This is a genomic window from Thiobacillus sp., from assembly GCF_030696885.1.
Taxonomy (GTDB): Bacteria; Pseudomonadota; Gammaproteobacteria; order Burkholderiales; family Thiobacillaceae; genus Thiobacillus.
This window is the reverse complement of record NZ_JAUYRI010000009.1, coordinates 1-14771: the sequence shown is the minus strand read 5'-3', so window position 1 is coordinate 14771 and position 14771 is coordinate 1. Positions and strand designations below refer to the sequence as shown.

The 14771-nt window shown below is 67.6% G+C and carries 18 protein-coding genes; 11 read left to right on the top strand and 7 right to left on the bottom strand.

Annotation, left to right across the window (positions count from 1 at the left end):
- Positions 1-91: 91 nt before the first annotated feature.
- Together Q8R61_RS03795 and xseA are read right to left on the bottom strand one after the other, a co-directional pair.
- Positions 92-673 (bottom strand): superoxide dismutase, encoded by a 582-nt coding sequence (locus tag Q8R61_RS03795; protein WP_305534381.1) that lies wholly within the window; start codon positions 671-673, stop codon positions 92-94.
- 61 nt (positions 674-734) lie between these two features.
- Positions 735-2042, bottom strand: a complete 1308-nt coding sequence (gene xseA / locus Q8R61_RS03790; RefSeq protein WP_305534379.1) for an exodeoxyribonuclease VII large subunit — start codon at positions 2040-2042, stop codon at positions 735-737.
- 331 nt (positions 2043-2373) lie between these two features.
- Here xseA and Q8R61_RS03785 point away from each other — a divergent pair, with 331 nt between their 5' ends.
- From Q8R61_RS03785 to adk, 6 genes are all read left to right on the top strand, one after another.
- Positions 2374-3015, top strand: a complete 642-nt coding sequence (locus Q8R61_RS03785; protein ID WP_305534377.1) for a MotA/TolQ/ExbB proton channel family protein — start codon at positions 2374-2376, stop codon at positions 3013-3015.
- Positions 3012-3443, top strand: a complete 432-nt coding sequence (locus tag Q8R61_RS03780; protein WP_305534375.1) for a biopolymer transporter ExbD — start codon at positions 3012-3014, stop codon at positions 3441-3443. The genes Q8R61_RS03785 and Q8R61_RS03780 overlap by 4 nt, the downstream gene beginning before the upstream one ends.
- Before the next feature lie 24 nt (positions 3444-3467).
- Positions 3468-4514, top strand: a complete 1047-nt coding sequence (gene lpxK, locus Q8R61_RS03775; protein WP_305534373.1) for a tetraacyldisaccharide 4'-kinase — start codon at positions 3468-3470, stop codon at positions 4512-4514.
- Complete coding sequence (locus tag Q8R61_RS03770; RefSeq protein ID WP_305534371.1) at positions 4495-4677, top strand: Trm112 family protein; 183 nt, start codon at positions 4495-4497, stop codon at positions 4675-4677. Before lpxK ends, Q8R61_RS03770 begins: the two co-directional genes overlap by 20 nt.
- A complete protein-coding gene (gene kdsB / locus Q8R61_RS03765) occupies positions 4674-5447 on the top strand; it encodes a 3-deoxy-manno-octulosonate cytidylyltransferase (protein WP_305534369.1) in 774 nt (257 codons plus the stop codon). The genes Q8R61_RS03770 and kdsB overlap by 4 nt, the downstream gene beginning before the upstream one ends.
- Positions 5448-5572: 125 nt before the next feature.
- Entirely contained in the window at positions 5573-6229 is a 657-nt protein-coding gene (gene adk, locus Q8R61_RS03760) for an adenylate kinase (protein WP_305534367.1), read from the top strand.
- Between the two features lie 54 nt (positions 6230-6283).
- Here the strand turns inward: adk and Q8R61_RS03755 are convergent, their stop codons facing one another.
- From Q8R61_RS03755 to Q8R61_RS03740, 4 genes are all read right to left on the bottom strand, one after another.
- Positions 6284-6763 (bottom strand): DUF6152 family protein, encoded by a 480-nt coding sequence (locus tag Q8R61_RS03755; protein ID WP_305534365.1) that lies wholly within the window; start codon positions 6761-6763, stop codon positions 6284-6286.
- A 14-nt stretch (positions 6764-6777) separates the two neighbouring features.
- On the bottom strand, positions 6778-7197 hold the full coding sequence (locus tag Q8R61_RS03750; protein WP_305534363.1) for a DUF6644 family protein: 420 nt from the start codon (positions 7195-7197) through the stop codon (positions 6778-6780).
- Positions 7191-8204 (bottom strand): asparaginase, encoded by a 1014-nt coding sequence (locus Q8R61_RS03745; RefSeq protein WP_305534361.1) that lies wholly within the window; start codon positions 8202-8204, stop codon positions 7191-7193. Before Q8R61_RS03745 ends, Q8R61_RS03750 begins: the two co-directional genes overlap by 7 nt.
- Before the next feature lie 77 nt (positions 8205-8281).
- Positions 8282-9094 carry an ABC transporter substrate-binding protein gene (locus tag Q8R61_RS03740; protein WP_305534359.1) on the bottom strand — a complete coding sequence of 271 codons (813 nt, stop codon included), beginning with the start codon at positions 9092-9094 and terminating at the stop codon, positions 8282-8284.
- A 270-nt stretch (positions 9095-9364) separates the two neighbouring features.
- Here Q8R61_RS03740 and Q8R61_RS03735 point away from each other — a divergent pair, with 270 nt between their 5' ends.
- From Q8R61_RS03735 to Q8R61_RS03715, 5 genes are all read left to right on the top strand, one after another.
- Positions 9365-11077, top strand: a complete 1713-nt coding sequence (locus Q8R61_RS03735; RefSeq protein ID WP_305534357.1) for an ATP-binding protein — start codon at positions 9365-9367, stop codon at positions 11075-11077.
- Positions 11078-11094: 17 nt separating this feature from the next.
- Positions 11095-12687, top strand: coding sequence for a DUF3369 domain-containing protein (locus Q8R61_RS03730; protein WP_305534355.1), 1593 nt, complete (start codon positions 11095-11097; stop codon positions 12685-12687).
- 31 nt (positions 12688-12718) lie between these two features.
- Positions 12719-13312, top strand: coding sequence for a YigZ family protein (locus Q8R61_RS03725; RefSeq protein ID WP_305534353.1), 594 nt, complete (start codon positions 12719-12721; stop codon positions 13310-13312).
- Positions 13313-13450: 138 nt separating this feature from the next.
- Positions 13451-13987, top strand: a complete 537-nt coding sequence (locus tag Q8R61_RS03720) for a polymer-forming cytoskeletal protein (RefSeq protein ID WP_305534350.1) — start codon at positions 13451-13453, stop codon at positions 13985-13987.
- A 101-nt stretch (positions 13988-14088) separates the two neighbouring features.
- Positions 14089-14280 carry a hypothetical protein gene (locus tag Q8R61_RS03715; RefSeq protein ID WP_305534348.1) on the top strand — a complete coding sequence of 64 codons (192 nt, stop codon included), beginning with the start codon at positions 14089-14091 and terminating at the stop codon, positions 14278-14280.
- Here Q8R61_RS03715 and Q8R61_RS03710 read toward each other — a convergent pair.
- Positions 14257-14771, bottom strand: a 515-nt coding sequence (locus Q8R61_RS03710) for an acyl-CoA dehydrogenase family protein (protein ID WP_305534346.1), incomplete at its 5' end; no start/stop codon positions are given. The genes Q8R61_RS03715 and Q8R61_RS03710 overlap by 24 nt on opposite strands.

Below are 14771 nucleotides of genomic sequence, written 5' to 3'. Positions count from 1 at the left end.
CCTGCTCAGGTACAACTGCCGGCAGGAAATAAAAGAGGCCGCAGAACTGCGGCCTCTTTTGATCAATCTGATCTACTCAGCGTGGAAGGGATCAAGCGAAATTCGCTTCCGCAAACTTCCAGTTCACCAGCTTGTCGAGGAAGGTCTCGACGAACTTGGGACGCGCGTTGCGATAGTCGATGTAGTAGGCGTGCTCCCACACGTCGATGCACAGCAGCGCTTTGTCGCCGGTGGTCAGCGGGGTGCCGGCGGCGCCCATGTTGACGATGTCCACCGAACCGTCGGCCTTCTTCACCAGCCAGGTCCAGCCCGAACCGAAGTTGCCCACGGCGCTCTTGACGAAGGCTTCCTTGAAGGCGGCGTAGCTGCCGAACTTGGCGTTGATGGCTGCGGCCAGCGCGCCAGACGGTTCACCCCCACCGTTGGGCTTCATGCAGTTCCAGAAGAAGGTGTGGTTCCAGATCTGGACCGAGTTGTTGTAGATGCTGCCGCTGGACTTCTTGACGATGGACTCCAGGTCCATGCCTTCAAACTCGGTGCCCTTTTGCAGGTTGTTGAGGTTGACCACGTAGGCGTTGTGGTGCTTGCCATGGTGGAACTCCAGGGTTTCCTGGGAGTAATGCGGGGCCAGGGCGTCGATCGCGTAGGGCAGTGCGGGCAGGGTGTGTTCCATCGGGTGATCCTCTCGTGTTGTGGTGGTCGCAAAAAACGCATTGTAGGCAGAGCGCATGACCTCAGTGCCCTGTGGTCAATCGCTCCACGGTCAGGTCCAGTTCGCCATCGGCCAGCACGGCACGCACGGCCTGGCCAGGCGCTGCCTGGGCCACCCGGGTGATGGCCTGGCCGGCGTCGTCGGTGAGCCAGGCGTAGCCGCGCTGCAGCACCAGGGCGGGGTCGAGCAACGCCAGCGACTGGCCCACGTGGTCGAGCCGCTGGCGGCTGGCCACCAGCTGCCGCCCCACGCCGAGGGGCAGGCGCTCGCTCAGGCGTTGCAGGCTTTGGCGCTGGCGCTCGGCGCCCAGGTGCACCAGCCGTTCCAGCCGACCCTGCAGCAGCTGCAGTTGCCGCTGGCTCTGGGTCAACCGGCCGGAGGGGCGACCCAGCCGCTGGCCCAGGCGGTCGAGCTGTTGCGCGCGCAGGTCCAGGCCGTCGTGTGCCGCACGCTGCAGGCGCCCTTCCAGCAGGTCGAGCACGGCCAGCAGATCGGCGCGCGCCGGCGCACACAGCTCGGCGGCGGCGGTGGGCGTGGGGGCGCGCAGGTCGGCCGCGAAGTCGCACAGGGTGAAATCGGTTTCGTGGCCGACGCCACACACCACCGGCATGGGCGCGCGGGCGACGGCTCGCACCACGGCCGGGTCGTTGAAGGCCCAGAGGTCTTCCAGCGAACCACCGCCGCGCACCAGCAGCAGCACCGCGGGCTGGCCTGTGGCGGCATGTTGGCGGTAGGCCGCCTCCAGCGCCGCACACAGCTCGGCCGGTGCCTGCGCGCCCTGCACCGCTGCCGGAAACAGCGCCACCGGCAGGTGGGGCACGCGCCGGGCCAAGGCGGTGGCCACGTCGCGCAGTGCCGCCGCGCCCAGCGAGGTGACCACAGCTATGGACGCGGGCAGCGGCGGCAGCGGGCGTTTGTGTGCTTCATCAAAGCAGCCCTCGGCCTCCAGCTGCGCCTTAAGACGGAGAAACTGCTCGAACAAGGCCCCCTGGCCGGCGCGGCGCAAGCTCTCCACGATCAGTTGCAGGTCGCCGCGCGGGCCATAGACGTCGAGCCGGCCTGAGACCTCCACCAGGTCGCCCTCGGCCGGGTTGAAGTCCACCCCCTGCGCGGCGCGGCGGAACATGGCGCAGCGGATCTGGCCCTGCGCGTCCTTCAGCGAAAAGTAGCAATGCCCGCTGGCTGCGCGCGAGAAGCCCGAGATTTCGCCCCGCACCGCGGCCGGGTTGAAACGCGCCTGCAAGGTGTCAGCAATGGCGCGCACCAGGGCGCCAACCTGCCACACGCGGGCCCCGCCAGCGGGCATTTCCGCGCGAAAGCCTTCATTCATGCGGCTCTCCGGCCGAAAGCTGTCCACACACGGCGCCATTGCTGGCCATGCCAGGCCACACCGGCATGTGCCCAGGGCAAGGTGGCCAAGATGTTGATTTCAAAGCGTTTTCCACTGCCAACAAAACGTTCATTCTGATCGGCGCCGCGCAGCATCAGGGCTGGCGGGCCATGTAGGGACAGTTCTTCACAAAGTTATCCACAGAATCGGTGGATGAGTGGAAGGGCGACCAGCGGTGCGCCGGCGCGTCCGGGGGCAAGCGTCAGACAGGGCCGTGGGGTGGGCCATAATCGCTGACATTCCTGCTTGCCCTCACGCTCTGGAGCCCGCATTGCTGAACATCATACAAGCCGCCGGCTGGCCCATCTGGCCCCTGATTGCCTGCTCCGTGCTGGGCCTGGCGCTGGTCATTGAACGTTTCCTCTCGCTCAAAACCGCCAAGATCGCGCCGGCCAAACTGCTGGACGAAGCCATCATGGTGTCGCGCAACGGCCTGCCGGGCGCCGAGGTGGTGAACCAGCTGGAGCAGAACTCGCTGCTGGGCGAGGTGCTGGCCAGCGGCTTTCGCGCCCTGCAGGGCAACCCCCGCCTGAGCGAAGACGACCTGCGCGCCCAATTGGAGAGCGCCGGCCGCCAGGCCGCGGCCAAGCTGCAGCGTTACCTGGGCGCGCTGGCCACCATCGCCTCGGCCGCGCCGCTGCTGGGCCTGCTGGGCACGGTCATCGGCATGATTGAAATCTTCGGCTCGCAGGGCGCTGACGGCGGCCTGGTGCCCGGCGGCGGCAACCCGGCGCAGCTGGCCCACGGCATCTCGATCGCGCTCTACAACACCGCCTTCGGCCTCATCGTGGCCATCCCCGCGCTGATCTTCTGGCGCTACTTCCGCGCCCGGGTGGATGCCTACCTGCTGCAGTTCGAGCTCTCGGCCGAGGCACTGGTGCGGCACCTGCTGGGGTTGCGGAGGTCGGCATGAACTTCCGCTCGCAGGCCCGCCTTGGCAGCGATGAGCCCGAGATCAACCTGATCCCGTTCATCGACGTGCTGCTGGTGGTGCTGATCTTCCTGATGCTGACCACCACCTACAGCAAATTCACCGAGCTGCAGGTGCGCCTGCCGGTGGCCGATGCCGAGGCGCAGCGCCAGCAGCCACGCGAAATTGTGGTGGCGGTGGGGCGCGATGGCCGCTACGCGGTGGACCGCAAAGGCCTGGACAACACCAGCGTGGACGGCCTGGCCGCTGCCCTGCAGGCCGCCGCGGATGGCAAACCCGACACCGTGGTGATCATCAGCGCCGACGCCACCGCCAGCCACCAGTCGGTGATCAACGTGATGGACGCCGCGCGGCGCAGCGGCCTGGCACAGATCACCTTTGCCACCCAGAGCTCGGCCACCGGTCGCTGACCGCGGCCAACACCCACACCCACTGTGAACGCTGCCACCGAAAGCGCGCTGCGCCAGGCCTGGCTGGCGCGCGGCCCGCTGACGCGGCTGCTCTACCCGCTCAGTCTGGTGTACCGCGCGCTGTTCGCCGCACGGCGCCTGTTGTTCGCCTGGGGTTGGCGCCGCGCCACCCGCCTGCCGGTGCCGGTGGTGGTGGTGGGCAACGTGGTGGTGGGCGGCGCCGGCAAAACCCCCACCACCATCGCCGTGGTGCGCCACCTGCTGGCCCAGGGCTGGCACCCCGGCGTGGTCTCGCGCGGCCATGGGCGGCAGCAGGATGGGGTGCTTGCCGTCGGCGCCAGCAGCGATCCGGCCGACACCGGCGACGAACCCCTGCTGATCCAGCGCGCCACCGGCGTGCCGGTGTGGGTGGCCAAACAGCGGGCCACCGCCGGCCTGGCCTTGTTGAAAGCCCACCCCGCCGTCGACGTGATCGTCTGCGACGATGGCCTGCAGCACCTGGCGCTGGCGCGCGACCTGGAGGTGGTGGTGTTCGACGACCGGGGCCTGGGCAACGGCTGGTGCCTGCCTGCCGGCCTGCTTCGCGAGCCCTGGCCGCGCCGCAGCGATGCACCCGCCCTGGTGCTGCACCAGCAGCGGCAGCCCGCGCCACCGTTTTTCCCCGGGTTTGTGGCCCGGCGGGCGCTGGCCGACGAAGCGGTGAACGCGCAGGGCCGCGCGACGCCACTGGCCGAGCTGGCCAACAACGCGGCGCCGCTGTGTGCGCTGGCTGGCATCGCCCGACCCGAGGTGTTTTTTGACATGCTGGCCGAACGCGGCCTGCGCCTGGCGCACGCATGGCCGCTGCCCGACCATGCCGACCTGGCGGCACTGTGGCCAGACCTGTTGGCCCAATGCCCGCCCGGCGCCACCGTGTTGTGCACCGAAAAGGACGCCGTCAAACTCTGGCCACTGCTGACCGGCACCTCGCCTCAGGTGCTGGCCGTGCCGCTGATGCTGACACCCGAACCCGCCTTCTTCCACGCGCTGGACGCCCGGCTATCATCCCGCCATGGACCCCAAACTCCTTGAACTGCTGGTGTGCCCCGTGACCAAGGGCCCGCTGACCTACGACCGCGAGAAGCAAGAGCTGGTCTCGCGCAGCGCGCGCCTGGCCTACCCGGTGCGCGACGGCATCCCCATCCTGCTGGAAAACGAGGCCCGCACGCTGAGCGACGAGGAGCTGGAAGCGTGAGCTTCACCGTGCTGATCCCGGCACGCCTGGCTTCCACCCGCCTGCCCGACAAACCGCTGGCCGACATCGCCGGCCTGCCCATGGTCGTGCATGTGGCGCGCCGCGCCGCGGGCTCGCACGCCGCCCAGGTGGTGGTGGCCACCGACAGCGCCGCCGTGCTCGACGCCTGCGCTCAACACGGGGTGCGCGCCGTGATGACCCGCGCCGACCACCCCAGCGGCAGCGACCGGCTGGCCGAGGCCTGCGACCTGCTGGGCCTGCCCGACAGCGCCACCGTGGTCAACGTGCAGGGCGACGAGCCGCTGATGGACCCCGAACTGGTCAATGCCGTGGCCGCCGCGCTGGCGCAACGCGCCGACTGCGTGATGTCCACCGCCGCCCACGCGCTGCACAGCGCGGCCGAGTTTGCCAACCCCAATGTGGTCAAGGTGGTGCTGGACCGCCAGGGCACGGCCCTGTACTTCAGCCGCGCACCCATCGCCTGGTGGCGCGACGGCATGGCCGACGCCTGGCAACAGGGTCTGAACGCCCTGCCTTCGCCCGCGCCGCTGCGCCATGTGGGCATCTACGGCTATCGCGCTGGCTTTTTGCGGCAATTTCCCACATTGGAGCCCGCACCCATTGAACAAACTGAGTCGCTGGAGCAGTTGCGCGTGTTGTGGCATGGCCACCGGATCGCGGTGCACGTGACCGACAGCGCCCCCGGCCCCGGCGTGGACACGCCCGAAGACCTGGCGCGGGTGCGTGCGCTGATGGCCGCACCTGGCTGAGCGCCGGCCGGCGCTGTAAGCGCCCCGCAGGCATGCCCATGCTATCCTCGAAAAGTTGATCCCCCCGGGGGTTCAGGCCTCTGGAGACGCGGGCCGCATTTTTGAAACTTTCACAAAGGAAAGCAATGAGACTGATCTTGTTGGGCGCACCGGGCGCCGGCAAAGGCACCCAGGCCACCTTCATTTGCCAGAAGTACGGCATTCCCCAGATCTCCACGGGCGACATGCTGCGCGCCGCCGTCAAGGCCGGCACGCCGCTGGGCCTGCAGGCCAAGGCCGTGATGGACTCGGGCGCGTTGGTCAGCGACGACATCATCATCGGCCTGGTCAAGGAACGCATCACCCAGCCCGATTGCGCCAAGGGTTTTCTGTTCGACGGTTTCCCGCGCACCATCCCGCAAGCCGACGCCATGAAGGACGCTGGCGTCAAGCTGGACTACGTGCTGGAAATCGACGTGCCTTTCGACGCCATCATCGAGCGCATGAGCGGTCGCCGCTCGCACCCGGCTTCGGGCCGCACCTACCACGTGAAGTTCAACCCGCCCAAGGTCGAAGGCCAGGACGACGTGACCGGCGAGCCGCTGATTCAGCGCGACGACGACAAGGAAGCCACGGTCAAGACCCGCCTGGACGTCTACAGCGCCCAGACCCGGCCTTTGGTGGATTACTACAGCCAGTGGGCCGCCAAAGACCCGGCCGCTGCACCCAAGTACCGCCAGATCAGCGGCACCGGCTCGGTGGAAGACATCACGGCGCGCGCGTTCGAGGCCCTGTCACGCTGAAACGCGCTGCCCCTGCAGGCATCACAGACAACCCGGCCCAAGCGCCGGGTTTTTTCATGCCGGGCCGGAGCGCATGCCGTAGGTCTTGCCGCCCAGAAACAGGTACTCCGCGCGCAGCACAGCAGCGCCTTGTTCGCCAGTGAAGGTGAACCCCACCAGGGCCAGCTCGGCGCCGGACTGGATCTCGGGCACCTGCCATTGGCCCACGCGCGACAGCGGCGCAAGCTCGATCTCCCAGCGGCGGTCGCGCCGGGTGGGCAGCACCGCCTTGGCCAGCAAGGCGCGGCCATCAACCTGGGCCACCTGTGCGGGCACGCTGCGCTGGCCCAGATCGGCCGGCAAGGCCAGCGGCGCCTGGAGCTCCAGCGCCAGTTCCACGTGCGGGTTGCGCCATTTCACCTCGGCCGCGCGGCCGGCCAGATAGATGGGCCGGCCCTGGTCGAAGCTGCTCCAGCCGTGGTGGGCCCAGGCGGCAGGCACGCCAAACATCAGCCCCAGCGCACCCCCGGTGCGCAACACATCGCGTCTGAACATGGTTTTCTCCTTCGTCATGTGTAGCCAATCCAGCGGCCGCAGGTCAGCACCAGCAGCCAGATCACGGTGGACACGACCATCAGGCCGCGCGCCGTGGCATCGAGCTTGCGCAGCGAATCGCGCGCATGAAACAAGCCCGCGTTGCAGCCCGCCAGCAGGATCAGGGCCATCTTGGCTGTGAACACGCGGTTGGCCAACAGTTCCCCGGGCATGGTGCCAAACATCGTCAGCCCCGACACGGCGGCCAGCACAAACCCCAGGCCCGCCAGGGTCTGGCTCAGGCGGGCCAACGCGTCCACCGGCAAGGTGGGGCCCAGGCCGAACACGCGAAGTTCCAGCAACACCAGGTTGCCCAGCAGCAGCGCGATGCCAAACAGGTGCACCACCTCCAGCATGGGGTAGGCCCAGGGGTGGGAGCCGAGCGCGGTCAGCACGGGTCGGCGGCCAGCAGTTCGAGCACCAGGGCCAGGCGCGCCTTGACCGGTGACAGGCCGCCGGTGTCGGCCAGCGCGTCGTGGGGCCCGGGCACCACCTGGCCATAGGCGCAGCGCGTGCCGCGCCGTACCACCACCCCGGCAGCCTGCGCATCGGCCAGCGCGGTCAACAGGTCGGCGTGCAAGGTGCCGTTGCCGGTACCCGCCACCACCAGGCCACGCAACGGCGCGCTGGGCAGGGAGGCAGCCAGCAGCGCCCGCACCACGGCACCGTCGGCACCGGCGTGGCTGGTGATCAGTTCCACGCGCGGCCAGGCGGTGGTGGCAAGCAGCCTCTGAAACAACGGGCGGTCGGCCGTGCCCTCGGGCCAAGGCTGCCATGCGCGAAGGCGGCCTTCTTCCACACAGCCCAGCGGACCGGCGTCGCCCGAGTCGAAGGCGTCGAGCCGGTAGGTGTGCACCTTCTGCACATGGCCCGCCTGGTGCACCTGGCCGGCACACACGGCCACCACACCGCGCGCGCCGGGCGTGGCCGCCACACACAAGGCGTCCATGAGGTTCTGCGGGCCGTCGGGCACCAGGGCGGTGGCCGGGCGCATGGCGCAGGCCATCACCACCGGTTTGGCCGGCGCCAGCACCGCCTGCAGCAGCCAGGCGGTTTCTTCCAGGGTATCGGTGCCGTGGGTGACCACAAGGCCCGCCACCTCAGGCCGGACCAGGTGATGCGCCACACGCGCCAGCAGGCTGCGCCAGACGGCGGGGCCCATGTCCTTGCTGTCCACCTGGGCCACCTGTTCGGCCTCGAACACCCATCCCGACAAGGTGTGCAGCTGCGCGGCCATGCCTTGCACGCCGGCCAGCAAGTGGCCCACGCCGACTTCGCCAGCGGTGTAGCCCACGTTGTCGCCAACGGCGCTGGCGCGGCCGGCAATGGTGCCGCCGGTGCCCAGCACCACCAGGGTGCGGGCGGGCAAGTTTGGGTGATCAGCGGGGGCGGATTGGGGCATGGCTTTTCCGGTGGCAAGCGGCGCCACCGTGGCCCGCCCGAGGCCGCACTGTAAAACACCCGCACACGACCGCGCCCTCAGCGCCCCGAACACCCCCGCGCAAAGGTGATGCCGTGGGTGATGGCCTGGTAGCGGCCACTGGCCTTGAGCTGCCGCAGCGCCTCGGAGGTGCGACCAGCGAGTTCGCGCCCGCGCTCGTTGGGCTGGAAGGCCACGTAAACGTCCTGCCGCGACACCGGTGCCAGGCTGTCGTACTGGATGGCGTCGCTCAGACCCAGCGCCTTGGCCGCCTGGATGCCGGTTTTTTCGTCGAGCACGAAGGCGTCGATGCGCCCGGCCACGAGCTTGCGGATGTTGAGCTCGTCCGACACCGCCACCTCCAGCGTGTGGCCGCTGGCGGCCATGACCTCGCGCGAGTACGGGTAGCCGTGGGTGATGCCGACCACCTTGCCGCGCAGGTCGGCGAGGCTTCGCAGCAGCGGCGCACCGCGGGCGGTGAAGACGAAGTCCTCTTTGCAGTCGATGGTTTCTGCGGTGCGCACCACCGGCTGACCGGGTTCGAAAAAAATGTCGAGGGCCGGGAACACCGCGTCGTGGGTGCCCGTCATCAGGCTGCGCAGCGCACGCGGTGCGGGCATGACCTCGATAGAGAAGTTCTGGAATCGCGCGCCTGCGGCGACCTCGCGCATGAGCTCGATGAACAGGCCCTGCTGAGGGCTTTCCACATGCACCGGAATGAGGTAGGTGGCGAAATCGATGCGCGGCACCTTCGCCGGGGCCGCAGCGCCCATGGACGACGCGTCCGCCCGAGCGCTTGCGAGAAACAGGCACACAAACGCCAGCGCGCTGGCCAGCATGCGGCCCTGCCGAAACGGCATCGTTTGGTTCATGGCTCTCCCTGGACTTCGCTGAGAGGCGGCCCGGGAGGCCCGCCCCATTCGGTACGCGACCATACCAAGCACCCAGCGGCATGGCAATGGCGCCACGGCTGTAGTGGCACCAAGGTATGCCCCGCCTGTCGGCACCTATCTGATCGCTTTGCAATATTTGAGTCTTTTCATTGTTTGACTAATTAAAGTTTTTTGGGGACACTATTTGACAAAGGGAGGCAGTGGCCCACAGCGCTGCCCTAGAACAACGAAAAACATCAGGGTGGACGCATGCCACAGCGCGTCATGCAATCGATCTCGGTGCGTCTGCTGCGCCGGGTCTTGTCGGTGTATCTGCTGGTCACCTTGATGGTGTTCCTGGGGCAGATGCTGGTTGAATTCCGGTTGGAAAAACGCAAGGTTCAGGACAGCCTGGAGCTGGCCGAGCGCACCTTCTCCAACCCGCTCACCCTCGCCGCGTGGAACCTCGACACCGAACAAATCCAGATCACCGTTGACGGCATGGTGGAATGGCCCCACATCGGTCGGGTCGAGGTGGTGGACGAGTCGCAGCGGGTGCTGGCCCGCGCCGACTCACCCTATTACCAGCTGGGCACGGGCTACCTGGACGAACCGGTGTCGGTGAAGTTCGACATGCGCCACCAGATCGACCACCGCGCGGTCAAGCTCGGCACGGTGGAAATGCTCACATCGCGCCGCGCGGTGCTGGAACGGCTCACGCCCACGGTGGTGGTGGCGCTGCTGGGGTCCATGCTCAAAACCCTCGTGCTGATCGGCCTGATCACGCTGGCCTTCCGCCGCTACCTGACGCGCCCGCTGCGCACCCTGGCCCGACAGGCCGCCGCGCTCGACCCGGAATCGCGCGAGCTCAGGCCCCTGACCGTGAACCACCGCGCAGGCGACGAAATCGACACCCTGCAGACCGCCATCAACGGCCTGTTGGCCAAGATGCAGCGCACCATGACCACGCTGGACGGCTTCAACCGAGAGCTGGAGCAGCAGGTGACCGACCGCACCGCCTCGCTGCGCTCGACCATGGACACCCTGGAGGGCGAGCGCGCGGCGCTGCGCCAGGAGATCCGCACCCGCGAGCAGAAGGAACATGCCCTGGAGCTGGCCCGCTCCGAACTGCAGGCTTCGCTGGACCAGTTGCGCGAAGCGCAGCGGCAACTGATCGAGACCGAAAAAATGGCCTCGCTCGGCGGCCTGGTGGCGGGCGTGGCGCACGAGATCAACACGCCTGTCGGACTGGGCCTGACCGGCATCTCCCAGTTCCAGTACCTGCTCAAGAACATGCAGACGCGCTTCGAGGCCGGCGAGCTTGAAGAGACCCACTTCAAGCAGTTTGTGGAGGACAGCAACGCGCTGGCACGCTCCATCCATGTGAGCCTGACACGCACCGCCGAACTGGTGCGCAGCTTCAAGGCTGTGGCCGTGAACCAGACCCACGCGCAGGAGCGGGTGTTCGATTTCCCCGCCTACCTGCACGAGGTGCTGACCACCCACCAGAGCGTGCTGCGCAAGATTCCGGTGCGGGTGCAGGTCGATGCGCCGACCGGCCTGATGCTGCGCAGCGACCCGGGCATCTGGACCCAGATCCTGTCCAACCTGCTGATCAACACCGTGCGCTACGCCTTTGTGCCCGGCCAGAGCGGCGCCGAAATCCAGATTGCCGTGCGCACCGACGCCACCGAGTTGGCGCTGGCGTTTGCCGACAACGGGGCCGGCATGGCGCCCGAGGTGCGCGACCGCATCTTCGAGCCCTTCTTCACCACCGGGCGCGACAAGGGCGGCACCGGCCTGGGCATGCACATCCTCTACAACCTCGTGACCCACAAGCTGCACGGTCACATCGAGGTGACCAGTGCGCCCGGCCAGGGCAGCCGCTTCCTGATCCTGGTGCCGCTGTCGCAGGTCCTGCCCGACGCCCGCACGTCCCCCTCCGATTCCCGGCCCGCCACCGCGGCCATCACCGCTTCGTAAAACACAAGAGGCCCACCATGTTCAAAAAGCCCGCACCCACGTCAGCCACCGACCCCGCAGCAACGCCCCGCCCGACCTGGAAAGTCCTGATCGTTGACGACGAGCCGGAAGTCCACACCATCACCCGCCTGACGCTGCGCGACGGTGAGTTCCTCGGCCACCGGCTGGAGTTGATGAGCGCCTATTCGGGACGCGAGGCGTGCGAGCTGATGCAACAGCACCCCGACGTGGCACTGGTGTTTCTGGACGTGGTGATGGAAACCGACAACGCCGGCCTGCAGGTGGTGGACCATGTGCGCAACCAGTTGGGCAACCAGCTGGTGCGCATCGTGCTGCGCACCGGCCAACCCGGCCAGGCGCCCGAGCGCAACGTGATCGTGCAATACGACATCAACGACTACAAAGAGAAAACCGCACTCGACGCCGACAAGCTCTACACCACCACCTACACCGCCCTCAAGCAGTACAAGGCGCTGCTGGACCTCAACACCGCCAAACAGCAGGTGGAGCGCTACCGCGACGGGCTGGAGCAGGTCATCAAGGCGTCCATGAACCTGTTCGAGATCCGCTCGCTGCGCCAGTTTGCCAACGGCCTGCTGCACCAGATCGCCAGCCTGTTCCATGTCGATGCCGAATCGCTGGTGCTGCGCAGCAACGGGCTGTCGCTGTCGCGCTCGGGCGACACGCTGGAGCTGATGGCCGCCATCGGGCGCCTGGGCAGCCTCAGCGCGGGCGCCGATTTCAGGCTCGAACAGCTGCCACCCCATGTGCTGACACGGGTCGAGCGCGCGCTCAACGAGCGCCGCACCCTCCTCGATGGCGACGCCTTCGTGGGCTATTTCCCCAGCCAGAACGGCACCGCCAACCTCATCTACCTGGACAACCTGAACCACTCCGAGGAGATCGACCTGCGCCTGATCGAACTGTTCTCGCGCAACATCTCCATCGCCTTCGACAACCTCTACCTCGATCAGGAAATCTACGACACACAGACCGAGATCATCGACACCCTGGGCGATGTGGTGGAGACGCGGTCCAAGGAGTCGGCCAACCACGTGCGGCGCGTGGCGCACATTGCCCGTCTGTTGGGGCAACACAGCGGCCTGGACGAAACCGAGTGCCAGATCCTGTTCAGCGCCGCGCCCATGCACGACGTGGGCAAGGTCGCCATCCCCGACAGCGTGCTGCTCAAGAACGGCCCGCTGGACAAACACGAGTGGGAGGTGATGAAACGCCACGCCATGATTGGCTCGGAAGTGTTCGGCCGCTCCAAGCGGCCCATGCTGCAGGCGGCGTCCATCATCGCCGCGCAGCACCATGAGAAGTTCGATGGCAGCGGCTACCCGCACGGGCTGTTGGGCCACAACATCCACATCTACGGCCGCATCGTGGCGGTGGCCGACGTGTTCGACGCCCTGGTCAACCGCCGCTGCTACAAAGAGGCCTGGCCGCTGGAGAAAGTGCTGGAGCTGCTGATCAGCGAAAAGGGCCGCCATTTCGACCCCGCGCTGGTGGACATCCTGCTCGACCACCTGGACGAAGTGCGCGAGATCATGGGCGTCTACGCCGACGCCAAGGCACTGCCCACCGAGGAACGCATGGCGGCCTGATGCGCGGTGCGCTCGGGTAAGCTCGGTCGCCATGGCGCACACCCTGGCCTCTGCCGCCCACCACGAGCTTGTCATCAAAAAAAGCCGCTTCATCGCCCGTGTGGCGCCGGTGGCTGACCGCGCGGCCGCGCAAGCCATCGTGGCCGACTTGCGCGCGCAGCACCCGGGCGCGGCCCACGTCTGCTGGGCCTTGCTGGCCGGTGGCCAGTCGGCTGCGGTGGACGATGGCGAGCCCAGTGGCACCGCCGGGCGCCCCATGCTGGAGGTGTTGCGCCACCAGGACCTGGACGGTGTGTTGGCCACGGTGGTGCGCTACTTTGGCGGCGTGAAGCTGGGCGCGGGCGGCCTGGTGCGCGCCTACACCGACGCCGTGGCCCAGGCCCTGCTGGGCGCCGACAAACGCCCCCTGCAACGCGTGCAACACCTGGCCTGTTGTGTGCCCTACGCGCTGGAAGGCCTGGTGCGCCGCGAGCTGGACGCCGCCGGGGCCACACTGCTGGGGGTTGACCACGCCAGCCTGGTGACGCTGCGTTTCTGCCTGCCTGAATCCGCTGCGGCAACGCTGCAGCAACGGCTCAATGAATCGGGCCAGGGGCGCCTGGGCTGGTTGAACACGGCTGATTGAATGTGGCAGGTTCAGCACGGCCGATTTAAATCCGCCGCGACATCATTGCTTACGCGTCTTGCGGTGGTGCATCACATGTAAGTGGCGGGCGCGCCTAGCATGAGGGTTCCCTCCCTCAAGCACCAGGATCACATCCCCATGGCACTGCAATCCCCTTTTTTTGGCAAACGCGAACCCGAAACGCCTGCGGCGCGCACCATGCCTCCGACACCCACCGGCCGCACCGTGCCCGTGACCATGGCATCCACCCCAAGCCCCCCCGCAGCCAACGAAGCCTCACCTGCCGCTGAGCCGTCCAAAAACACCCGCCCGGGCGCCGACAGCCTGCTCAAGGTCGGGCCGCTGATCCGCCTCAAAGGCGTGGAGATCACCGACTGCGACACCCTGTTCGTCGAAGGCACGGTGGAAGCCACCATGGACTCGCGCGTGATGGAAATCGCTCCGCCCGGGCGCTTCAAGGGCGCTGCCGAAATCGACATCGCAGAGATCCACGGCCACTTCGAGGGCACGCTCACGGTGCGCGATCGCCTGGTCATCCACCCCACCGGCCGCGTGACGGGCACGGTGCGCTACGGCAAGCTCAGCATCGCCGAAGGTGGCCAGCTCAGTGGCGATGTGGGCCTGCTGGATACACCGGCAACGCCGACCACCCGCGTGACCACGCCCACGGCCTGAAACGATTGCTTACCCGGTTTGCGCAAGCGCCGCGCTGGTAACAGGGCCACCGCCCTAGCATGAAAGCCTCGCAACCACGCTGCCCGCCGGGCACAAACGCCATGCAACACCCGTCCATCCACGCTGGCCCGCGCATCACAACCAAGCGCGCCCCGCGCGCGATTTCGCCCATCAACGCGGCCCAGCGCGCGGGCTACATGCTCGATGCGGTACCGCCCACCCAAGCGGGTCAGCCAACCGCAAAAACCGCCGGCGGACAGACCAAGACCTCAACGGACGCCAAGGCCCATTGAACGGGTGATCACCTCTTTCATGATCTCGTTGGTGCCGCCGTAAATGCGCTGCACACGCGCATCGGCGTAGGCCCGGGTGATGGGGTATTCCCACATGTAGCCGTAGCCGCCGAAGAGCTGCACACATTCGTCCATGACCTTGCACTGCAGGTCCGAGCACCAGTACTTGGCCATGCTGGCGGTGGCGGTGTCGAGCTTGTCGATGGCCACCAGCTCGCAGCACTTGTCCACAAACACCCGCGCCACCTGCACCTCGGTCTGCAATTCGGCCAGGGTGTAGCGGGTGTTCTGGTAGGCCGCCACCGGCTGGCCAAACACCTTGCGTTCCTTCACGTAGGCCACGGTCCAGTCAATCGCGGCCTGGGCGGCTGCCACCGCGCCGATGGCGATCTGCAGCCGCTCCCAGGGCAGTTGCTCCATCAGGCAGATGAAGCCCCTGCCTTCGAAGGCCGCGCCACCCAGCAGGTTCTCGGCCGGCACACGCACGTTGT

Excerpts from the sequence above, each read along its gene's own strand:
- Q8R61_RS03795 (WP_305534381.1), bottom strand. The coding sequence starts at position 673 with ATGGAACACACCCTGCCCGCACTGCCCTACGCGATCGACGCCCTGGCC.
- xseA (WP_305534379.1), bottom strand. The coding sequence starts at position 2,042 with ATGAATGAAGGCTTTCGCGCGGAAATGCCCGCTGGCGGGGCCCGCGTG.
- Q8R61_RS03780 (WP_305534375.1), top strand. The coding sequence starts at position 3,012 with ATGAACTTCCGCTCGCAGGCCCGCCTTGGCAGCGATGAGCCCGAGATC.
- Q8R61_RS03770 (WP_305534371.1), top strand. The coding sequence starts at position 4,495 with ATGGACCCCAAACTCCTTGAACTGCTGGTGTGCCCCGTGACCAAGGGC.
- adk (WP_305534367.1), top strand. The coding sequence starts at position 5,573 with ATGAGACTGATCTTGTTGGGCGCACCGGGCGCCGGCAAAGGCACCCAG.
- Q8R61_RS03755 (WP_305534365.1), bottom strand. The coding sequence starts at position 6,763 with ATGTTCAGACGCGATGTGTTGCGCACCGGGGGTGCGCTGGGGCTGATG.
- Q8R61_RS03745 (WP_305534361.1), bottom strand. The coding sequence starts at position 8,204 with ATGCCCCAATCCGCCCCCGCTGATCACCCAAACTTGCCCGCCCGCACC.
- Q8R61_RS03740 (WP_305534359.1), bottom strand. The coding sequence starts at position 9,094 with ATGAACCAAACGATGCCGTTTCGGCAGGGCCGCATGCTGGCCAGCGCG.
- Q8R61_RS03735 (WP_305534357.1), top strand. The coding sequence starts at position 9,365 with ATGCCACAGCGCGTCATGCAATCGATCTCGGTGCGTCTGCTGCGCCGG.
- Q8R61_RS03730 (WP_305534355.1), top strand. The coding sequence starts at position 11,095 with ATGTTCAAAAAGCCCGCACCCACGTCAGCCACCGACCCCGCAGCAACG.
- Q8R61_RS03725 (WP_305534353.1), top strand. The coding sequence starts at position 12,719 with ATGGCGCACACCCTGGCCTCTGCCGCCCACCACGAGCTTGTCATCAAA.
- Q8R61_RS03720 (WP_305534350.1), top strand. The coding sequence starts at position 13,451 with ATGGCACTGCAATCCCCTTTTTTTGGCAAACGCGAACCCGAAACGCCT.
- Q8R61_RS03715 (WP_305534348.1), top strand. The coding sequence starts at position 14,089 with ATGCAACACCCGTCCATCCACGCTGGCCCGCGCATCACAACCAAGCGC.